Origin of the sequence: Pseudomonas sp. USHLN015 (genome assembly GCF_037153275.1) — a bacterium.
In the GTDB taxonomy this organism is placed as follows: domain Bacteria; phylum Pseudomonadota; class Gammaproteobacteria; order Pseudomonadales; family Pseudomonadaceae; genus Metapseudomonas; species Metapseudomonas tohonis.
The window spans coordinates 597,157-614,888 of the sequence record NZ_JBBCKP010000001.1 but is presented as its reverse complement, the minus strand read 5'-3'; the positions used below and the strand labels follow the sequence as shown (position 1 = coordinate 614,888).

The 17,732-nt window shown below is 68.5% G+C and carries 13 protein-coding genes; 6 read left to right on the top strand and 7 right to left on the bottom strand.

The features are described from left to right. Window positions 1-16 precede the first annotated feature (16 nt). From WFQ67_RS02890 to WFQ67_RS02875, 4 genes are all read right to left on the bottom strand, one after another. Window positions 17-1,306: an NAD(P)/FAD-dependent oxidoreductase gene (locus tag WFQ67_RS02890; RefSeq protein ID WP_337056121.1), complete on the bottom strand. Its 1,290-nt coding sequence runs from the start codon at window positions 1,304-1,306 to the stop codon at window positions 17-19. Next, window positions 1,303-2,046 (bottom strand): amino acid ABC transporter ATP-binding protein, encoded by a 744-nt coding sequence (locus WFQ67_RS02885; protein ID WP_173178170.1) that lies wholly within the window; start codon window positions 2,044-2,046, stop codon window positions 1,303-1,305. Before WFQ67_RS02885 ends, WFQ67_RS02890 begins: the two co-directional genes overlap by 4 nt. Further along, the gene (locus tag WFQ67_RS02880; protein ID WP_213627345.1) at window positions 2,043-2,699 is read right to left on the bottom strand and encodes an amino acid ABC transporter permease; all 657 of its coding nucleotides are present in this window, start codon (window positions 2,697-2,699) and stop codon (window positions 2,043-2,045) included. The genes WFQ67_RS02885 and WFQ67_RS02880 overlap by 4 nt, the downstream gene beginning before the upstream one ends. Window positions 2,700-2,760: 61 nt before the next feature. Next, on the bottom strand, window positions 2,761-3,519 hold the full coding sequence (locus tag WFQ67_RS02875; protein WP_337056120.1) for an ABC transporter substrate-binding protein: 759 nt from the start codon (window positions 3,517-3,519) through the stop codon (window positions 2,761-2,763). Window positions 3,520-3,691: 172 nt separating this feature from the next. Here WFQ67_RS02875 and WFQ67_RS02870 point away from each other — a divergent pair, with 172 nt between their 5' ends. Next, the gene (locus WFQ67_RS02870) at window positions 3,692-4,468 is read left to right on the top strand and encodes an IclR family transcriptional regulator (protein ID WP_337056119.1); all 777 of its coding nucleotides are present in this window, start codon (window positions 3,692-3,694) and stop codon (window positions 4,466-4,468) included. A 33-nt stretch (window positions 4,469-4,501) separates the two neighbouring features. Here WFQ67_RS02870 and hexR read toward each other — a convergent pair whose 3' ends face one another. Further along, window positions 4,502-5,368 carry a transcriptional regulator HexR gene (gene hexR / locus WFQ67_RS02865; protein WP_111259177.1) on the bottom strand — a complete coding sequence of 289 codons (867 nt, stop codon included), beginning with the start codon at window positions 5,366-5,368 and terminating at the stop codon, window positions 4,502-4,504. Window positions 5,369-5,541: 173 nt separating this feature from the next. On the opposite strand from hexR, the gene zwf reads away from it, so the two are divergent. Then, entirely contained in the window at window positions 5,542-6,963 is a 1,422-nt protein-coding gene (gene zwf / locus WFQ67_RS02860; RefSeq protein ID WP_244863108.1) for a glucose-6-phosphate dehydrogenase, read from the top strand. Window positions 6,964-7,354: 391 nt separating this feature from the next. Next, complete coding sequence (gene trhP, locus WFQ67_RS02855; RefSeq protein WP_213627349.1) at window positions 7,355-8,713, top strand: prephenate-dependent tRNA uridine(34) hydroxylase TrhP; 1,359 nt, start codon at window positions 7,355-7,357, stop codon at window positions 8,711-8,713. Here the strand turns inward: trhP and WFQ67_RS02850 are convergent. After that, window positions 8,682-11,567 carry an EAL domain-containing protein gene (locus tag WFQ67_RS02850; RefSeq protein ID WP_213627350.1) on the bottom strand — a complete coding sequence of 962 codons (2,886 nt, stop codon included), beginning with the start codon at window positions 11,565-11,567 and terminating at the stop codon, window positions 8,682-8,684. The two genes, trhP and WFQ67_RS02850, sit on opposite strands and share 32 nt — an antisense overlap. A 199-nt stretch (window positions 11,568-11,766) precedes the next feature. Between WFQ67_RS02850 and uvrD the strand changes: the two genes are divergently transcribed. The 3 genes from uvrD (at window position 11,767) to WFQ67_RS02835 (ending at window position 16,914) form a co-directional block, all read left to right on the top strand. After that, a complete protein-coding gene (gene uvrD / locus WFQ67_RS02845; RefSeq protein WP_173178163.1) occupies window positions 11,767-13,950 on the top strand; it encodes a DNA helicase II in 2,184 nt (727 codons plus the stop codon). A gap of 109 nt (window positions 13,951-14,059) precedes the next feature. Continuing rightward, a complete protein-coding gene (locus WFQ67_RS02840) occupies window positions 14,060-15,847 on the top strand; it encodes a hypothetical protein (RefSeq protein ID WP_213627351.1) in 1,788 nt (595 codons plus the stop codon). A gap of 224 nt (window positions 15,848-16,071) precedes the next feature. Further along, on the top strand, window positions 16,072-16,914 hold the full coding sequence (locus WFQ67_RS02835; RefSeq protein WP_213627352.1) for a Tim44 domain-containing protein: 843 nt from the start codon (window positions 16,072-16,074) through the stop codon (window positions 16,912-16,914). Between the two features lie 238 nt (window positions 16,915-17,152). On the opposite strand, the gene WFQ67_RS02830 is transcribed toward WFQ67_RS02835, so the two are convergent. Next, window positions 17,153-17,611: a GNAT family N-acetyltransferase gene (locus tag WFQ67_RS02830; RefSeq protein WP_337056118.1), complete on the bottom strand. Its 459-nt coding sequence runs from the start codon at window positions 17,609-17,611 to the stop codon at window positions 17,153-17,155. Window positions 17,612-17,732: the final 121 nt, after the last annotated feature.

The window sequence follows — 17,732 nt, the reverse complement described above, 5'->3', positions numbered from 1 at the left end:
GACAGCCACCGGCCGTTCAGAGCAGGGCGTCGAGCAGGCGGTACCAGGCGATCCCCGCGCCCAGGTAGAGGCGCTGCAAGCCGTGCAGGGGAATGCGCCGCACCGGCGTGATCGGGAAGGGGAAGTCCCCGCCCTGCCCCGCCAGGCGCGCCGCCATGTGCCGCCCCAGGCAGGTGGCCAGGGCGATGCCGCGACCGTTGTAGCCCAGCAGCATCGACAGCCCCGGCGCCGGTTCGTGGACATGGGGCAGGAAGTCCTGGGTCAGCGCCACGCGCCCGCTCCAGCGGTATTCGATGGGCACCCCGGCGAGCTGCGGGAAGAGCCCGGTGAGCGAGCGCTCCAGATGCGCCCAGTCGGCAGCCTCACGCGGCTCCGGGAAGGGCCCGCGCCCGCCCAGCAGGAGCCGCCCCTGGGCGTCCTGCTTGAAATACAGCAGCAGGCGCCGCGCATCCGAACAGACCTCGCCGCCCGGCAACACGCTGTGGCGCAGGTGCGCCGGCAACGGCTGGGTGGCGACGATGAAACTGTTGGCGGCGATCAGCGTCTGCCGCAGGCCGGGCCAGAGGTCATCGGTGTAGCCGTTGCCGGCCAGCAGCACGCGCTCGGCGCTGATGCTCGCGCCACGGGCTGTGGATAACTGCCAGCGCGATCCTTCGCGGCGCAGCCCGGTGACCCGGCTGTGGCCATGGATCGCCGCGCCCCGCTGCACCGCCGCCCGCGCCAGCCCACGGGCGTAGCTCAGGGGCTGGACGCTGCCGGCACGCGGGTCGACCCAGGCGCCGAGGTAGTTGACGCTGCCGATGCGCCGGGCGACGGCCGGCTCGTCCAGCAGCTCCACCTCGACGCCGCGCGCGCGCCACTGCCCGGCGCGCTGCTCAAGGCCGCGCATGGCCACGGTCGAGGCGGCCGGCTGGATCCAGCCCTTGCGGGTGGCGTCGCAGTCGATGCCGAGCCGCTCGATCAGCGCGAACACCTCGTCGGCGGCGCCGCCGGCGGCCTGGATCATCGCCTCGCCACGGGCCACGCCGAACTTGGCGATCAGCTGCTCGGGGTCGAACTTGAGGCCGGGGATCACCTGCCCGCCGTTGCGCCCGGAGGCGCCCCAGCCGGGCTCGCCGGCGTCCAGCACACAAACGTCGATGCCCGCCTCGGCCAGGTGCAGCGCTGCGACCAGCCCGGTGTAGCCGGCGCCGACGATGGCGACATCGACCTGCCGGTCTTCCTCGAGCGCCGGCGTGGCGATGCCGGGCGTGGCAGTGGCGGCCCAGAGCGAGGACGGCAGCGCGGGCGCGAGGGGCGCGTTCATGCCGGCACCTCGCCGCTGTTCAGCAGGCGCTTGAGGAAGTCCTGGGTGCGCGGGTGGCTCGGCGCGCTCAGCACCTCGCGGGCCGGGCCCTGCTCCACGATGCGACCGCTGTGGAGGAAGCAGACCTTGTCCGCCACATCGCGGGCGAAGCCCATCTCGTGGGTGACCACGATCATGGTCATGCCTTCGTCGGCGAGGCGCCGCATCACCGCCAGCACCTCGCCCACCAGCTCGGGGTCCAGGGCGGACGTGGGCTCGTCGAAGAGGATCGCCCTGGGCTTCATCGCCAGGGCGCGGGCGATGGCCACGCGCTGTTGCTGGCCGCCTGAGAGCTCGTCCGGGTAGGCGTTCATGCGGTGCGCGAGGCCGACCTTCTCCAGCAGCGCCTCGGCCTGGCGGCGGGCTTCGCGGGGGTCTTCCTTCTTCACGTAGACCGGCCCCTCCATCACGTTTTCCACAGCCGTGCGATGGGGGAACAGGTTGAAGCGCTGGAACACCATGGCCACCTGGGTGCGGATCTCATGGATGCTGTCGTGGTGGCGGTTCACCGGCTGGCCGCTGACCAGGATCTCGCCCCGGTCGTGGGTCTCCAGGCCGTTGATGCACCGCAGCAGGGTGGACTTGCCGGAGCCCGAGGGGCCGATCAGGCAGACCACCTCGCCGCTCTCGATGCTCAGGTCGATGCCTTCGAGCACCGCCAGGCTGCCGAAGCTCTTGTGCAGTTGCTTGATCTCGATCATGCCTTGCTCCTCTTGCCGATTCGCGCTTCCAGCCGGCGCAGGCCGTAGGACAGCGGCAGGCTCAGCGCCAGGTAGAGCAGCGCCACCAGGGTGTAGACGGTCATGTTCTCGAAGGTCGAGGAGGCGATCAGCTGGCCGGCGCGGGTCATCTCCGCCACGGTGATGGTGGAGACCAGCGAGGAGTCCTTGAGCATCATCACCAGGGTGTTGCCGTAGGGCGGCAGGGCGATGCGGAAGGCCTGGGGCAGCACCACCCGGCGCATCACCATGGCGCCGCGCATGCCGAGGGACTCGGCTGCCTCGATCTGCCCCTGGTGGATGGCCTGGATGCCGGCGCGGAAGTTCTCCGCCTGGTAGGCCGAATAGGCGATGCCCAGGCCGATGACGCCGGCCTGGAAGGCGCTGAGCTGGATGCCGAAATCCGGCAGCACGAAATAGATGTAGAAGAGCTGCACGATGATCGGCAGGCCACGGATGACGTTGACCACGCCGATGGCGAACAGCGAGATGGCGCGGACCTTCGACACCATCATCAGGGCGAAGACCAGGCCGATGATGGAACTGAGCAGGAAGGACCCGGCCGTGACCTGCACGGTGACCACCGCCCCTTTCAACAGAATGGGGAGGAAGTCCAGAGCGTTCTGGAGAAACATGGAGGCTACCCGTGGATGGGTTCAGGGAAAGGCCCGCCAGGCCGGCGGGCCGCGAGCGCGGTCAGTCGAGCTTCCACTTCGCGATGATGCGGTCCAGCGAGCCATCGGCCTTGATCGCGGCGATGCCCGTGTTGACCCGCTCCAGGGTCGCGGCATCGCCCTTGCGCACGATCAGGCAGACATCACCCATGATCACCGGCTGGTAGCCCTGCACCAGGCGCACCTTGTCCTGGGTGCCCTGGGCCAGCTGGTAGGCGAGGATCGGGCGGTCGGCGAAACCGGCCTTGATCCGCCCCAGCGCCAGGTCGCGCATCAGGTCGGCGATGGAGTCGTAGCCGCGCACTTCCTTGAAGATGCCGCGCTTGTTCAGCTCGTCGATGAACACGGTGCCGACCTGGGCGCCCACCACCTCGCCCGCGAGGTCCTCCATGCGCGTGTAGGCGGTGGCGTCGTCGGCCCGGACGATCAGGCCCTCGCCGTAGCTGAACACCGGGTCGGAGTACTGCACCACCTTCTCCCGCGCGGGGGTGCGCAGCATGGCGGCGGAGATGACGTCGATCTTGTTCGCCGTCAGCGAGGGGATCAGGGCGGCGAAGGTGGTCTGCTGGATCTGAACCTCGAAGCCGCCGGCCTTGGCCACGGCCTGGGCGGCGTCGACCATCATCCCCTGGATGCTCTGGCTCTTGACGTCGAGGAAGGTGAAGGGCACGCCGGTGGCGGTGGCGCCGACCCGGTAGCTCTCGGCGCTGGCGGCCAAGGACGTGGCGAGGCCGGCGACCAATGCGCAGGCGCAGGTGAAGGCACGAAGGCGAGGATGCATGGCGAATCTCCCATTGGACGCTGTTTATTGTCGTTGTGCGCTATGGATGGCCTCGGCTGAATCGGCAGGAGGCGTTTTCTCGACTATAAACAATTTACAAAAATCGTAAAGAGATTTATAAATATCGAATATCGATATTCAAAGCAGCCAAACTCCGCTGAAAGGACGCGACATGAGCGATAACAACAATTCACTGTTCAACCAGTCGCTGGAGAAAGGCCTGGCCGTGCTGCGTGCCTTCAACGCCCGGCAACGCACCATGAACCTGGCCGAGGTGGCCGAGGCGGCGGGTATCAACAAGAGTTCGGCGCAGCGCATGATCCACACCCTCGAAACGCTCGGCTACGTGCGCAAGCACCCGCAGACCAAGCGCTTCCAGCTCACGCCCAGGGTGATGGAGATCGGCTACAACTACCTGGCCGCCGACACCCTGGTGGACGTGGCCAACCCCTTCCTCGCCGAACTGGCGCAGATCACCGGGGAAACCACCAACCTCACCGAGCCCGACGGCCTGGAGATGGTCTACGTGGCGCGCTTCGTGGCGCCCAAGTTCATCCCCATCCACATGCCCATCGGCAGCCGCATCCCCATGTACTGCACCGGCTCCGGCCGCGCCTACCTGAGCGCCCTGGACGATGACGAAGTGCATGCGGCACTGGCGGCCACCGAGCTGAAGCGCCACACGCAGCAGACCCTGACCGGCCCGGAGGAAATCTTCGCGCAGATCGAGGCGACCCGGCGCAAGGGCTACGCGATCAACAACGAGGAACTGTTCCTCGGCGACATGACCATCGCCGCGCCCATCCTCGGCAGCCAGGGCCAGCCGGTGGCCGCCGTGCACGTGGTGGCGCCGACCAGCCGCTGGAGCATGGAGGAGGCGGAACGCAAGCTGGCGCCTGCGGTGATCGAGTGCGCGCGGGCGATCCGCACCTCGATCAGGACCCTCTGAGCGCCGTGTGGCACCCGGGGCGTGGACGGTCGATCAGTCTTCCATCGCCTTGATCGACTTGGGCGACAGGCGCAGGCTGCGCAAGCTGCGCTTCACGCTCTTGAGGTGGTTGACCAGGCTCGGGCCACGGGCCATGGCGACGCCCATCGCCAGCACGTCGATCACCACCAGGTGGGCGATGCGCGAGGTCAGCGGGGTGTAGATCTCGGTGTCTTCCTGCACGTCGATGGCCAGGTTCACCGTGGCCAGGTCCGCCAGCGGCGTCTGGCTCGGGCACAGGGTGATCAGCGTGGCGCCGGCCTCGCGCACCAGGTTGGCGGTGATCAGCAGGTCCTTGGAGCGGCCCGACTGGGAAATGCAGATGGCCACGTCGGTGGGCTTGAGCGTCACCGCCGACATCGCCTGCATGTGCGGGTCGGAATAGGCGGCGGCGGTCAGCAGCAGGCGGAAGAACTTGTGTTGGGCATCGGCCGCCACCGCACCGGAGGCACCGAAGCCGTAGAACTCCACGCGCTGGGCCTGGGCGCAGGCGGCGATGGCGCGTTGCAGGGCCTGGGGGTCAAGCTTCTCGCGCACGTCCATCAGGGTGTGCAGCGTGGTGTCGAAGATCTTCAGGCTGAAGTCGGCGACCGAGTCGTCCTCGTGGATCGCGAACTGGCCGAAGCTCGCGCCGGCGGCGAGGCTCTGCGCCAGTTTCAACTTGAGGTCCTGGAAGCCGCCGCAGCCGATGGCGCGGCAGAAACGCACGATGGTGGGTTCGCTGACGCCGACGCTCTGCGCGAGGTCCGCCATGGAGCTGTGCATGACTGCGGCGGGATCGAGCAGGACGTGGTCGGCGACCTTCAGTTCCGACTTGCGCAGCAGGTGGCGCGACTGGGCGATGTGTTGCAGCAGATTCACAGGGCAGGCTCTTCGAAGTGGGGGATACGCCTCACGGCTCGATCAACGCGTGGGGACAACTCGGTTATGATCGACGGCCGTCGGGCTGTAGTGACCTTGTAGTTATACTACATGACCCGCTTTTCCGCCCAGGTAAACCACGCAGGAGTGCACCCTTGACCCAGCCCTGTGACATGTTGGTCTTCGGCGGTACCGGCGACCTCGCCCTGCACAAGCTGCTCCCGGCGCTCTACCACCTGCATCGCGATGGGCGCCTGCATCCGCAGCTGCGCATCCTCGCCATCGCCCGCAATCCCCTCGACGCCCCGCAGTACCGGGCCCTCGCCGAGCGCCACTGCCGCGCCCAGGTGGCCCGCGCCGACTTCACCAACGAGGCCTGGGCGGGGTTCGCCGCGCGGCTCGACTACTTCGTCATGGACGTCTCCCAGAGCGCCGACTTCGGCCGCCTGGCCCGCCACCTGGGGCCGGGCGAGGATCGCGGCCGCGTCTACTACCTGGCCATCGCCCCGCGCCTGTTCGAGGACATCGCCCGGCACCTGCAGATCGCCGGCCTCGCCGGGCCCCAGGCGCGCATCGTGCTGGAGAAGCCCATCGGCCACTCCCTGGAATCGGCCCTGGCGATCAACGCCGCCATCGGCGCGGTGTTCGACGAGCGCCAGGTCTTCCGCATCGACCACTACCTGGGCAAGGAGACGGTGCAGAACCTCATGGCCCTGCGCTTCGCCAACGCCCTGTTCGAGCCGGTGTGGCGCGCCGGGCACATCGACCATGTGCAGATCAGCGTGTGCGAGACCCTGGGCGTGGAGAACCGTGGCAGCTACTACGACCACGCCGGCGCCATGCGCGACATGGTGCAGAACCACCTGCTGCAGCTGCTCTGCCTGGTGGCCATGGAGGCGCCGGTGCGCTTCGACGCCGACGCGGTGCGCACCGAGAAGGTGAAGATCCTCGAGGCCCTCAAGCCCATCTCCGGGCTCGACGTGCAGGACAAGACCGTGCGCGGCCAGTACGCCGCCGGCAAGATCGGCGGCCAGGAAGTGCCCGCCTACTACTTCGAGAAGAACGTCGACAACGACAGCGACACCGAGACCTTCGTCGCCGTGCAGGCGGAGATCGACAACTGGCGCTGGGCCGGCGTGCCCTTCTACCTGCGCACCGGCAAGCGCCTGGCGCGCAAGTACTCGGAGATCGTCATCCAGTTCAAGCCGGTGCCGCACCGCCTGTTCAACGGCGGCGAGGCCAACCGCCTGCTGATCCGCCTGCAGCCCGAGGAGCGCATCAGCCTGCAGCTGATGGCCAAGAACCCCGGCAAGGGCATGCGCCTGGAGCCGGTGGAACTGGACCTGAACCTGGCCCAGGCCTTCAGCCAGCGCCGCTGGGACGCCTACGAGCGCCTGCTGCTGGACGTGATCGAGGGCGACTCGACGCTGTTCATGCGCCGCGACGAGGTGGAGGCCGCCTGGCGCTGGGTCGACCCGATCCTCGAAGGCTGGCACGAGTACTATCAGAGCCCGCGCAGCTACCCCGCCGGCTCCACCGGCCCCGAGCAGGCCCACAGCCTGCTGGAGCTGCAGGGCCGGGAGTGGAACGACTGAAGCGAATGGAGCCGCCTCCAAGGGAGTGGTTGCGGGAAGAAGAGCGGGCGAATGAATTCGCCCCTACAAAAGCGCGGCCGCCCCAACGCCCCGTAGGTTGGCGCCGAGACCCGTAGGATGGGTAGAGCGCAGCGAAACCCATCATTGCGGATATCGGGCATTGCACCCCATCGCCCATGAATTCGCTGCCGGGCGTGACTCCGCCTGGTGGATAAAAGAGCGTTATCCACCCTACGCAACGGGATAGTCCGTGCGGGTGGGAGCGGTTTCAGTTCCCACGCCGTCACCCCCACCGAAACACCAACGGCCCGCGCCGTCATTGCTCCAGCGCAATACCCGCGCCGCGCGGCTTGCCTAGAATCGGCGGTTTTTCGCGCAACGAGCCTCGCCCATGTCCAGCCGCCAAGCCCCCGAACTGCTCTGCCCCGCCGGCACCCTCAAGGCCATGCGCCATGCCTTCGCCTACGGCGCCGATGCCGTGTACGCCGGGCAGCCGCGCTACAGCCTGCGCGTGCGCAACAACGAGTTCGACCACGCGACCCTGGCCGCAGGCATCGCCGAGGCCCACGCCCAGGGCAAGCGCTTCTACGTGGTGGTGAACATCGCGCCGCACAACGCCAAGCTCAGGACCTTCCTCAAGGACCTGGCCCCGGTGGTGGCGATGGCGCCGGACGCGCTGATCATGTCCGACCCGGGGCTGATCATGCTGGTGCGCGAGCACTTCCCGCAGGTGCCGGTGCATCTCTCGGTGCAGGCCAACACGGTGAACTGGGCGAGCGTGAGGTTCTGGCAGGCCCAGGGGCTGACCCGGGTCATCCTGTCCCGCGAGCTGTCGCTGGAGGAGATCGGCGAGATCCGCCGCGAGGTGCCGGAGATGGAGCTGGAGGTGTTCGTCCACGGTGCGCTGTGCATGGCCTACTCCGGCCGCTGCCTGCTGTCCGGCTACATCAACCACCGCGACCCCAACCAGGGCACCTGCACCAATGCCTGCCGCTGGCAGTACAAGGCCGGCGAGGCCCGCGAGGACTCGCTCGGCGACCTGGTGCACCGCTGCACGCCGCAGCCGACCCTGGGCGAGGGCGCACCCAGCGAACGCCTGTTCCTGCTGGAGGATGGCAGCCGCCCGGGCGAATACATGCCCGCCTTCGAGGACGAGCACGGCACCTACATCATGAACTCCAAGGACCTGCGCGCCGTGCAGCACGTGGGCCGCCTGCTGGAGATGGGCGTGCACTCGCTGAAGATCGAGGGTCGCACCAAGTCGCACTTCTACGTGGCGCGTACCGCCCAGGCCTACCGCCAGGCCATCGACGACGCCCTCGCCGGTCGTCCCTTCGAGCCGCGCCTGCTGGAGCGCCTGGACTCCCTGGCCAACCGCGGCTACACCGAGGGCTTTCTGCGGCGCCACACCCACGACCACTACCAGAACTACGAGCACGGCAGCTCGCGGCCCTCGCGCCAGCAGTTCGTCGGCGAGCTGACCGGCGTGCGCCGGGGCGAGCTGGCGCAAGTGCGGGTGAAGAACCGCTTCGAGGTGGGTGATCGCCTGGAACTGATGACCCCGTCGGGCAACCTGGGCTTCATCCTCCATGGCCTGGAGACCGAGGCCGGCGAGCGCCGCGATGTCGCGCCCGGCGACGGCCACGTGCTCTACATCCCGCTGCCCGCCGACCTCGACCTGGAGTACGCCCTGCTGCTGCGCGACCTGCCGGAGGCGGTCAGCGCCACAGCGCCGTCGCCTGCTCCTTGAGCAGCGCGGCGAACACCGGCGCCTCCACCGGCGGGCTGATCAGGTAGCCCTGAATCTCGTCGCAGCCCTGGGTCTTGAGGAAGTCCATCTGCGCCTGGGTCTCCACGCCCTCGGCCACCACCTTGAGTTCCAGGCCGTGGGCCATGGCGATGATGGCGCGGGTGATGGCGGCGTCCTCGCCCCCGGAGGACAGGTCGCGGATGAAGGTCTGGTCGATCTTCACGTAGTCCACCGGGAAGCGCTTGAGGTAGCTCAGGGACGAGTAGCCGGTGCCGAAGTCGTCGATCGCCAGCTTCACCCCCAGCTCGCGCAGCTGGCGGAAGGTGGCGATGACGTGCTCGACGTTCTCCAGCAGGTGGCTCTCGGTCAGCTCCAGTTCCAGCAGCCGCGGCGACAGGCCGGTCTCGTCGAGCACCTGGCGCACCAGGCTGGTGAGGTTGCCCTGGCGCAGCTGGTGGCCGGAGAGGTTCACCGAGACGCGGATGTCCGCCAGCCCCTGGCGCTGCCACTCGCGCGCTTGCAGGCAGGCCTGGCGCAGCACGAACTCGCCGATGGGCGCGATCAGCCCGGTCTCCTCGGCCAGGCCGATGAAGTCCCCCGGCGGCACCAGCCCCAGTTGCGGATGGCGCCAGCGCACCAGCGCCTCGGCGGCGTTGAGGCTGTCGTCGGCCAGGCACAGCTTGGGCTGGTAGAAGACCTCCAGCTGGCCTTCCTCGATGGCCTTGCGCAGCTGGGTCTCCATCTGCAGGCGTTCGAGGGTGCAGGCCTGGAGGTTGTCGGTGAAGAACTGGAAGGTGTTGCCGCCCAGGTGCTTGGCGTGCTGCATGGCCATGTTGGCCTGGCTGATCAGGGTGGAGATCTCGCGGGCGTTGTCCGGCAACAGGCTGATGCCCAGGGATGCGCTGACCACCAGTTCCTCGCCGCCCACCGTCATCGGCGTGCGCAGCTTGGTCAGCAGGCGGCTGGCGGTGCGCGCCAGGCTGGAGAGGCTGCCGTAGGCGTCGAGGATCACCGCGAATTCGTCGCCGGACAGCCGGGCTATGGTGTCCGCCTCGGGCGCGGCCTGGGCCAGGCGCCGGCTCATCTGCCGCAGCAGCTGGTCGGCCACTTCATGGCCGAGGCTGTCGTTGAGTACCTTGAAGCGATCCAGGTCGATGTGCAGCAGGGCCAGGCTGCGACCGCTCTGGCGCGCGCGCTGGCTGGCCTCGTGCAGGCGGTCCTTGAACAGGGTGCGGTTGGCCAGGCCGGTGAGTTCGTCGTAGTGCGACAGGTAGCGCAGGCGCTCCTCGGCATCGCGGCGTGCGGAGAGGTCGGCGAAGAAGCCGACGATGTGGCTGGCGTTGCCCCGGGCGTCGCGTACCACGTTGAGCTGCAGCCACTGCGGGTAGAGCTCGCCGTTCTTGCGGGTGTCCACCAGTTCGCCCTGCCAGCTGCCGCTCTGCTCCAGCTCCTGGCGGATCAGGTGGTACTGGCGGCGGCTCTCGCGGGTGCTGTTGATTTCCACCACCGTGCGGCCGAGCACCTCGTCGCGGCGGTAGCCGGTGACTTCGCTGAAGGCCTGGTTGACCGCCAGCAGGCGGTATTCCGGGTCGAGGATGACGATGCCCTCGCTGGCCGCCTCGAAGACCATGGCCGAAAGGCGCTGCTGCTCCTCGGCCTGCTTGCGCTCGGTGACGTCGCGGCGGGTGCCGAGCATGCGCAGCACCTTGCCCTGCTCGTCACGCTCCACCACGCGGCCGCGGTCCTCGACCCAGAGCCAGCGGCCGTCGGCGTGGCGCACCCGGTAGTCGATGGCGTAGCCGTCGCTGCGGCCCTTGAGGTGGTCGACCAGGGCCCGGCGCAGCAGCGGCAGGTCGTCCGGGTGCAGGCGCGGCTTGAGGTCGCTGAGCACGCGGGTGACGTCGTCCATCTCGATGCCGAAGATCTCCCGCAGGTGCGAGTGGTGCACCTCGTCGGTCTCCAGGTTCCAGTCCCACAGCCCCAGCTCGCTGGCCTCCAGGGCCAGGGCCAGGCGCGCCTCGCTCTTGGCCAGGGCGTGGCTGGCGTCGGCCAGTTCCAGGGTGCGCTGGGCGACGCGGATCTCCAGGTCGTTGTGGGCGGCGCGCAGCTCGCGCTCGGCGCGCCGGCGCTGCTCCACTTCCCGCGCCAGCTCGCTGTTGAGCCCCTCGGCGCGGACCTTGGCGTGCTCCAGGTTGTCGATCAGCGCCTGGTTGTGGAAACGCTGGATCAGGCTGCGCTGCACCAGGCGGTTGACCTGCCAGGCCACCACCATCAGCGCGGCCAGGAGGATCAGGCTGAGCAGGCCCCAGCCGCGCTGCAACGGCTCGCCGCTGGCCAGCAGCCAGGACACGGTGGGCACCAGGCACGGCAGGGCGAAGGTGAGGAAGGCTTGCAGGCTCACCGCATAGGCGACGCTGGCGGAGAGGATGGCGGCGGCGATCAGGCCGTAGACCAGCGCCTGCTGCAGGAAGGCATCGCCCGGCACCAGGAAGATCACCGGGAAGGCCAGGGTCAGGCCGGAGGCGGCGGCACCGAGAAGGAAGGTGCGGTGCCACTGGGGCTGGGCCTGGCGCGAGGGCAGCGCGGCCTTGAAGGCGGCCACCTGGGTCAGGCGCAGCACCGCCAGCAGCACCAGCCACACCAGCCAGCCGCCCAGCAGCAGACCGTTGGCGGGCTCCCACAGCAGGTAGGCGCAGGCCAGGCCGTTGAGCAGCATGAATAGAGTGGGGGTTTGCGAGCCCTGGTAGAGCAGGCGCGTGCGCTCCACGGCCAGGTCCGTTGCGAAGTGCTGGCTGAGGGCGCGGCTGTCGCCGCCGGGCAGGTCGATCTGGGCTTCGTTGGGTGTCGCGGTCATAGGCGATTTTCTTGTAATGGTTGCCTAGGCGTCGGCGGAGCTTACCCGAGCGGAACGTGCCGCCAAAGCTTTATGTGCCGTGTTTCACGGATGCGCCGCCCAACTTTCGGCGGGCCTTCCGGGCGCGGCTCGCGAACCGTCTGGCTGACCACGCGGTCATCGGTTTGCCCTCGCCTGGGCCGGTCAATAGAATGCCGCGATGCATGACGATCTCTCTCTCCTCCTGAACTCCCTGAACGATGCCCAACGCCAGGCCGTAGCCGCCTCGCTGGGGCGTCAACTGGTCCTCGCCGGTGCCGGCTCGGGCAAGACCCGCGTGCTGGTGCACCGCATCGCCTGGCTGATCCAGGTGGAGCAGGCTTCGCCGCACTCGATCCTGTCGGTGACCTTCACCAACAAGGCCGCCGCCGAGATGCGCCACCGCATCGAGCAGCTCCTGGGCATCAACCCGGCGGGCATGTGGGTCGGCACCTTCCACGGCCTGGCCCACCGCCTGCTGCGCGCGCACTGGCAGGAAGCCGGCCTGGCCGAGAACTTCCAGATCCTCGACAGCGACGACCAGCAGCGCCTGGTCAAGCGGGTGATCCGCGAGCTGGGCCTGGACGAGCAGCGCTGGCCGGCGCGCCAGGCGCAGTGGTTCATCAACGGGCAGAAGGACGAAGGCCTGCGCCCACAGCACATCCAGGCCGGGGGCGACCTGTTCCTCGGCACCATGCTGAAGATCTACGAAGCCTACGAGGCCGCCTGCGCACGCACCGGGGTCATCGACTTCTCCGAACTGCTGCTGCGCGCCCTCGACCTGTGGCGCGACAAGCCCGGCCTGCTGGCCCACTACCAGCGGCGCTTCCGCCACATCCTGGTGGACGAGTTCCAGGACACCAACGCCGTGCAGTACGCCTGGCTGCGCCTGCTCGCCCAGGGCGGCGACAGCCTCATGGTGGTGGGTGACGACGATCAGTCGATCTACGGCTGGCGCGGCGCGCGCATCGAGAACATCCAGCAGTTCTCCAGCGACTTCGCCGACGCCGAGACCATCCGCCTGGAGCAGAACTACCGCTCCACCGCAGGCATCCTCAAGGCCGCCAACGCCCTGATCGCCAACAACCAGGGGCGCCTGGGCAAGGAGCTGTGGACCGAAGGCGAGGACGGCGAGCCGCTGGGCCTGTACGCCGCCTTCAACGAGCACGACGAAGCCCGCTACGTGGTGGAAAGCATCGAGAGCGCGCTGAAGGACGGCATGGCGCGCAGCGAGATCGCCATCCTCTACCGCTCCAACGCCCAGTCGCGGGTGCTGGAGGAGGCGCTGCTGCGGGAGAAGATCCCCTACCGCATCTATGGCGGCCAGCGCTTCTTCGAGCGCGCCGAGATCAAGAACGCCATGGCCTACCTGCGCCTGCTCGACGGTCGTGGCAACGACGCCGCCCTGGAGCGGGTGATCAACGTCCCCGCCCGGGGCATCGGCGAGAAGACCGTGGAAAGCATCCGCGAATTCGCCCGCGCCCAGGACGTCTCCATGTGGGAGGCGATCCGCCTGCTTCTGGCCAACAAGGGCCTGCCGGGCCGCGCCGCCGGCGCCCTGGCGGTGTTCATCGAGCTGATCGAGAACCTCGCCGCCAAGGTCATGGAGATGCCCCTGCACCTGATGACCCAGACCGTCATCGAGCAGACCGGGCTGATCACCTACCACAAGGAAGAGAAAGGCGAGAAAGGCCAGGCCCGGGTGGAGAACCTCGAGGAACTGGTCAGCGCCGCCCGCGCCTTCGAGAACGGCGAGGACGATGTCGAACTCACCCCGCTGCAGGCCTTCCTCAGCCATGCCTCGCTGGAAGCCGGCGATACCCAGGCCGATGCCTTCGAGGACAGCGTGCAGCTGATGACCCTGCACAGCGCCAAGGGCCTGGAGTTCCCCCTGGTGTTCCTGGTGGGCATGGAAGAAGGCCTGTTCCCGCACAAGATGAGCCTGGAGGAGTCCGGCCGCCTGGAAGAGGAGCGCCGCCTGGCCTACGTCGGCGTCACCCGCGCCATGCAGCGCCTGGTGCTGACCTACGCGGAAACCCGCCGCCTCTATGGCAGCGAGACCTACAACAAGGTTTCGCGCTTCGTCCGCGAGATCCCCCCGCAACTGATCCGCGAAGTGCGCCTTGGCAACAGCATCAGCCGCCCGGTGGCCGGCGGTGCACGCAGCGGCGGCTCGATGTTCTCCGGCGCGGAGATCCCGCAGACCGACTTCAACCTCGGCCAGCGCGTGCAGCACGCGCTGTTCGGCGAAGGCACCATCCTCAACTTCGAGGGCTCCGGCGCCCAGGCGCGGGTGCAGGTGAAGTTCGAAAGCGAAGGCAGCAAGTGGCTGATGCTCGCCTACGCCAAGCTCCAGGCCCTCTGACCGAACCCGGGCCCCGCTGCCATGGCGGAGCCCGGCACAACGCGCACTTGGCAGTTATCCACAGCCACGGCAGGATGGCCGCTCCCCTCCTTCTTGCGGAAACACGGACGTGCGCCTTCCCCTGCTGCTGCTCAGCCTGATCATCGCCACCGGCATCGAGGCCGCCCCCGGCTTCGAGGTGAAGCGCGAAACCGACAGCTACCGCGACTGGAACACCGGTCAGCGTCGCGAGCGCACCGAGACCTCCCTGCGCCTGGACGGCGAAACCCTGTCGATGAAGGCCCTCTCGCGCCTGCTGGCACCCGGCGGCGAGACCCTCTACCCGACGCTCTGGGACGCCCGCGTCAACGGCCCCGACCAGGTGCTGATCCTCTTCAACCGTGGCAGCGGCCAGGACTTCGAACTGGCCCGCCTGTACCGCAAGAACGGCGGCAAGCCGCAGGCCGAGGTGTTGCTGCGCGACCTCCCCTACAACTGGTTCAACGACGCCCGCCGCAAAGGCTGGGTGAGCGTGGGCGGCGCGGACCGCTTGTACCTGGTGCAACTGCAACCGCTGCGCATCGTCGATGCAGGCCCCGGCGCGCTGCTGGATGTGCGCGGCGAGGTGGCCCTGCTCGCCGACCCGGGCTGGAACAAGCGCCCGCCGGCCTTCCTCGCGGTGGACATGCAGCGTGGCCGCGAAGTCGCCCGCCTGGAGTTGGACCCTGCCTGCTTCGTGCTGCCCGATCTGGAGTTCAGCCATCCGCTGATCTATTCCGCGCTGGGCAGCTCCACCCCCGGGCGCCTGCGCTTCCAGGATGGCCCCGCCTGGTTCGACCGCAACCTGGAGCTGGTCACCACGCCCGCACCGGCCCTGCGCCTGCGCCCGACCCAGCAACTGCCGCGACCCGACCCGGTACGTTGGGGCGTGACCCTGCGCGAGGTGGACGCCGGTCCGCAGCCGCGCACGCCGGAAACCCTCGACTACGCCTCCAGCCCCGAGCCCGACGACTTCGTCGATACCCTCGACCTGGTCCCCGGGCAATGCCAGGCCATCAACCCCAATCCTCCGCTGCATGCCGGCCAGGCGCCCTACCCCAGCAGCCAGGTGCCAACCGACGACCTGTGCCTGGGCGAGCCGCTGCCCGGCGTGCCGGACACCCTGCGCCAGGAGCGTTGCGTACTGCCGGCACGCACCCGCGTGCTGGTCGGGAGTCCGCGCTGGTCGCTGGAGGAGGTGCGCTATGCCTATCGTCCCGGCGGCACGGGGGCGGCCATCGAACAGACCGTCTACCAGCTGCGCGAGGGCGACGTGGTGAACCGCTACATCGCCAGCAGCAATGGCTATGCCGAGGCCCTGGCGATCCGCGAGGTGCTGCCCACCGGCCAAGGCGAGGCCCTGTTGAAAACCCGCGGTGACGGCGCCTACGAACTGCTGCGCGCCTCGACCGAGGCCGACGGCAAGCTGCGCCTGGGCTACCTCGACATGCTGCCCTACCCCGCCAGCCCCTTCGACTCCAGCCGCCCGGGCTGGGTCTACCTGCGCAAGCCGGGCCTGCTGGTGCGCCTTGCGCCCTTCGCCCATGAGCAGACCGGCGAGAACCTGCTGGATATCCGCGGCGAGACCCTGCTCTACGCCTATGGCGACAGCGAGAAAGACCGCCTGACCCTCGGCCAGCGAACCTTCGGCAGCGACCGCGCCGACGACTCGCCCCTGCCGGGCCTGGTACTGAACGCCAGATGCCGGCGGGAGGACGACCCCTACTGGGAATTCACCCTGCCACCGGTCAACGCGACGCTGGAGCAATCCGCCGCCTGGTTCGCCCGCAACTTCGACTACCAGCCCGGCGCCAAGGGCGCCATCCGCCTGCGCACCGACCACCAGCTGCGCGCCCGCCCGGGCTGCGCCGCCCGCTAGCTCGGCCGTGGGAGCGGCTTCAGCCGCGAAGCGCTCGCCGGATGGCCTTCAGGGGCCGGCAGCAACATCGCGAATGAATTCGCTCCCACGGGAAGTGCGCCGGCCCCGGCGGCACACGCCCCTCAGCGCAGCCGTAAAAAATCCCGATACATTCTGCCGCTAGCCATCGCAGGCGCGACTGGGCAGCATGGCGCGCGTGGACCCCTAACCAAGAGATGCCTCTGATGCGCCGATTCCTCAGTATCGCCCTGGCCCTTTGCGTCGGCCTGACGCTCAGCCTGGATGCCAACGCCAAGCGTATGGGCGGTGGCAAGACCTTCGGCTCCGCGCCGACCCACCAGACCCGCCAGGCGCAGCCCAACACCCCTGCCGCCACCCCGACCGCACCCGGTCGCCAGCCCGCTGCCGCCAGCGGTGCCTCGCGCTGGCTCGGCCCGCTGGCCGGCCTCGCCGCCGGTGGCCTGCTCGCCTCCATGTTCATGGGCGACGGCTTCCAGGGCATGCAGATCTTCGACTTCCTGATCATCGCCCTGATCGCCTTCGTCATCTTCCGCTTCATCGCCGCCCGCAAGCGCCAGCAGCAGGGCCAGCCCGCCATGGCCGGGGCGCCGTTCCAGCGCGAGATGCCGCAGCAGCAGGCGCCGATCTTCGGCAGCGCCGCCGCCCCGGCCCCGGTGGCACAACGCGCGTTCAACGCTCCGAGCTGGTTCAACGAAGAGCGTTTCATCGAAGCCGGCCGCGAGCACTTCATGTCCCTGCAACAGCACTGGGACGCGGCCGAGATGGACAAGATCGCCGAGTTCGTCACCCCGCAGATGCTCAGCTTCCTGAAGGAGGAGCGCGCCAGCCTGGGCGACGGCTTCCAGTCCACCTACATCGACAACCTGCAGGTGCAGCTGGACGGCATCGACGAGCTGGCCGACAAGACCGTCGCCACCCTGACCTTCAACGGCGTGTCGAAGACCTCGCGCTTCGACCAGGGCGAAGTGTTCAGCGAAAGCTGGCGCATGGAGCGTGCCAACGGCGACAACCAGCCCTGGCTGGTGGCGGGCATCCGCCAGAACTGATCACGCCTCGCGCAATGAAGAAACCCCGGGCATGCCCGGGGTTTTCTTTTGTGGTGTTCGCTCAGCCTCTGAGCCGAACGAGAGGGTGGATGACGCTCTTTCATCCACCACACCCTGCGTGGGCCGCGACCGGAATCTGTGGGTCGGGTGCAACCCGGCGTTCGTGGCAGGCGGCAGCAGGGACCGCTAGCGGTCCTTGGCGAATTAATTCGCCCCTACTGGGCGATATCCACCGGTATCAAACCGCCGCCTTGCGCATGCCGACATGGGGGATGTCGTCCTCCAGGTAGACCTCGGTCACCGGCACGAAGCCGTAGCGCCCGTAGTAGTTCTGCAGGTGCGCCTGGGCCGAGAGGTACACCGGCAGGCCCGGCCAGCGTCGCTGGCAATCCTCGAGGGCGCGCTCCATCAACTGGTGGCCCAGGCCGGTGCCGCGCGCCGCCTCGGCGATCACCACGCGGCCGATCACCACCTCGCCCTGGTTGTGCTGCGGGTCCAGCAGGCGCAGGTAGGCCACCAGCGCATCGCCATCGCGTGCCATCAGGTGGCAGCTGTCGCCCACCAGGTCCAGGCCGTCCACCTCCAGGTAGGGGCACTTCTGCTCGACGACGAACACTTGGGTGCGCAGGGCGAGGATGTCGTAGAGCGCCTGTTTGTCGAGTTCGCTGTGGTGGCTGCAGGTCCAGGTGATCGGCATGCGGGCTCCGTCGTGGTCAGGGGAAGGGGGCAGTATGCAATGCACCACCACCGGACGAGCGGTCCGCTCGCGGTTTTTTTCTTCCGGGCGCCAGCTACTGTATAAAGCGCATCCCAATGCA

Bases quoted from the DNA above. Each gene is read 5' to 3' on its own strand.
- zwf (WP_244863108.1), top strand. From the start codon at position 5,542: ATGTTGGTCTTCGGCGGTACCGGCGACCTCGCCCTGCACAAGCTGCTC.
- WFQ67_RS02870 (WP_337056119.1), top strand. From the start codon at position 3,692: ATGAGCGATAACAACAATTCACTGTTCAACCAGTCGCTGGAGAAAGGC.
- uvrD (WP_173178163.1), top strand. From the start codon at position 11,767: ATGCATGACGATCTCTCTCTCCTCCTGAACTCCCTGAACGATGCCCAA.
- WFQ67_RS02830 (WP_337056118.1), bottom strand. From the start codon at position 17,611: ATGCCGATCACCTGGACCTGCAGCCACCACAGCGAACTCGACAAACAG.
- trhP (WP_213627349.1), top strand. From the start codon at position 7,355: ATGTCCAGCCGCCAAGCCCCCGAACTGCTCTGCCCCGCCGGCACCCTC.
- WFQ67_RS02890 (WP_337056121.1), bottom strand. From the start codon at position 1,306: ATGAACGCGCCCCTCGCGCCCGCGCTGCCGTCCTCGCTCTGGGCCGCC.
- WFQ67_RS02875 (WP_337056120.1), bottom strand. From the start codon at position 3,519: ATGCATCCTCGCCTTCGTGCCTTCACCTGCGCCTGCGCATTGGTCGCC.
- WFQ67_RS02880 (WP_213627345.1), bottom strand. From the start codon at position 2,699: ATGTTTCTCCAGAACGCTCTGGACTTCCTCCCCATTCTGTTGAAAGGG.
- WFQ67_RS02835 (WP_213627352.1), top strand. From the start codon at position 16,072: ATGCGCCGATTCCTCAGTATCGCCCTGGCCCTTTGCGTCGGCCTGACG.
- WFQ67_RS02850 (WP_213627350.1), bottom strand. From the start codon at position 11,567: ATGACCGCGACACCCAACGAAGCCCAGATCGACCTGCCCGGCGGCGAC.
- WFQ67_RS02885 (WP_173178170.1), bottom strand. From the start codon at position 2,046: ATGATCGAGATCAAGCAACTGCACAAGAGCTTCGGCAGCCTGGCGGTG.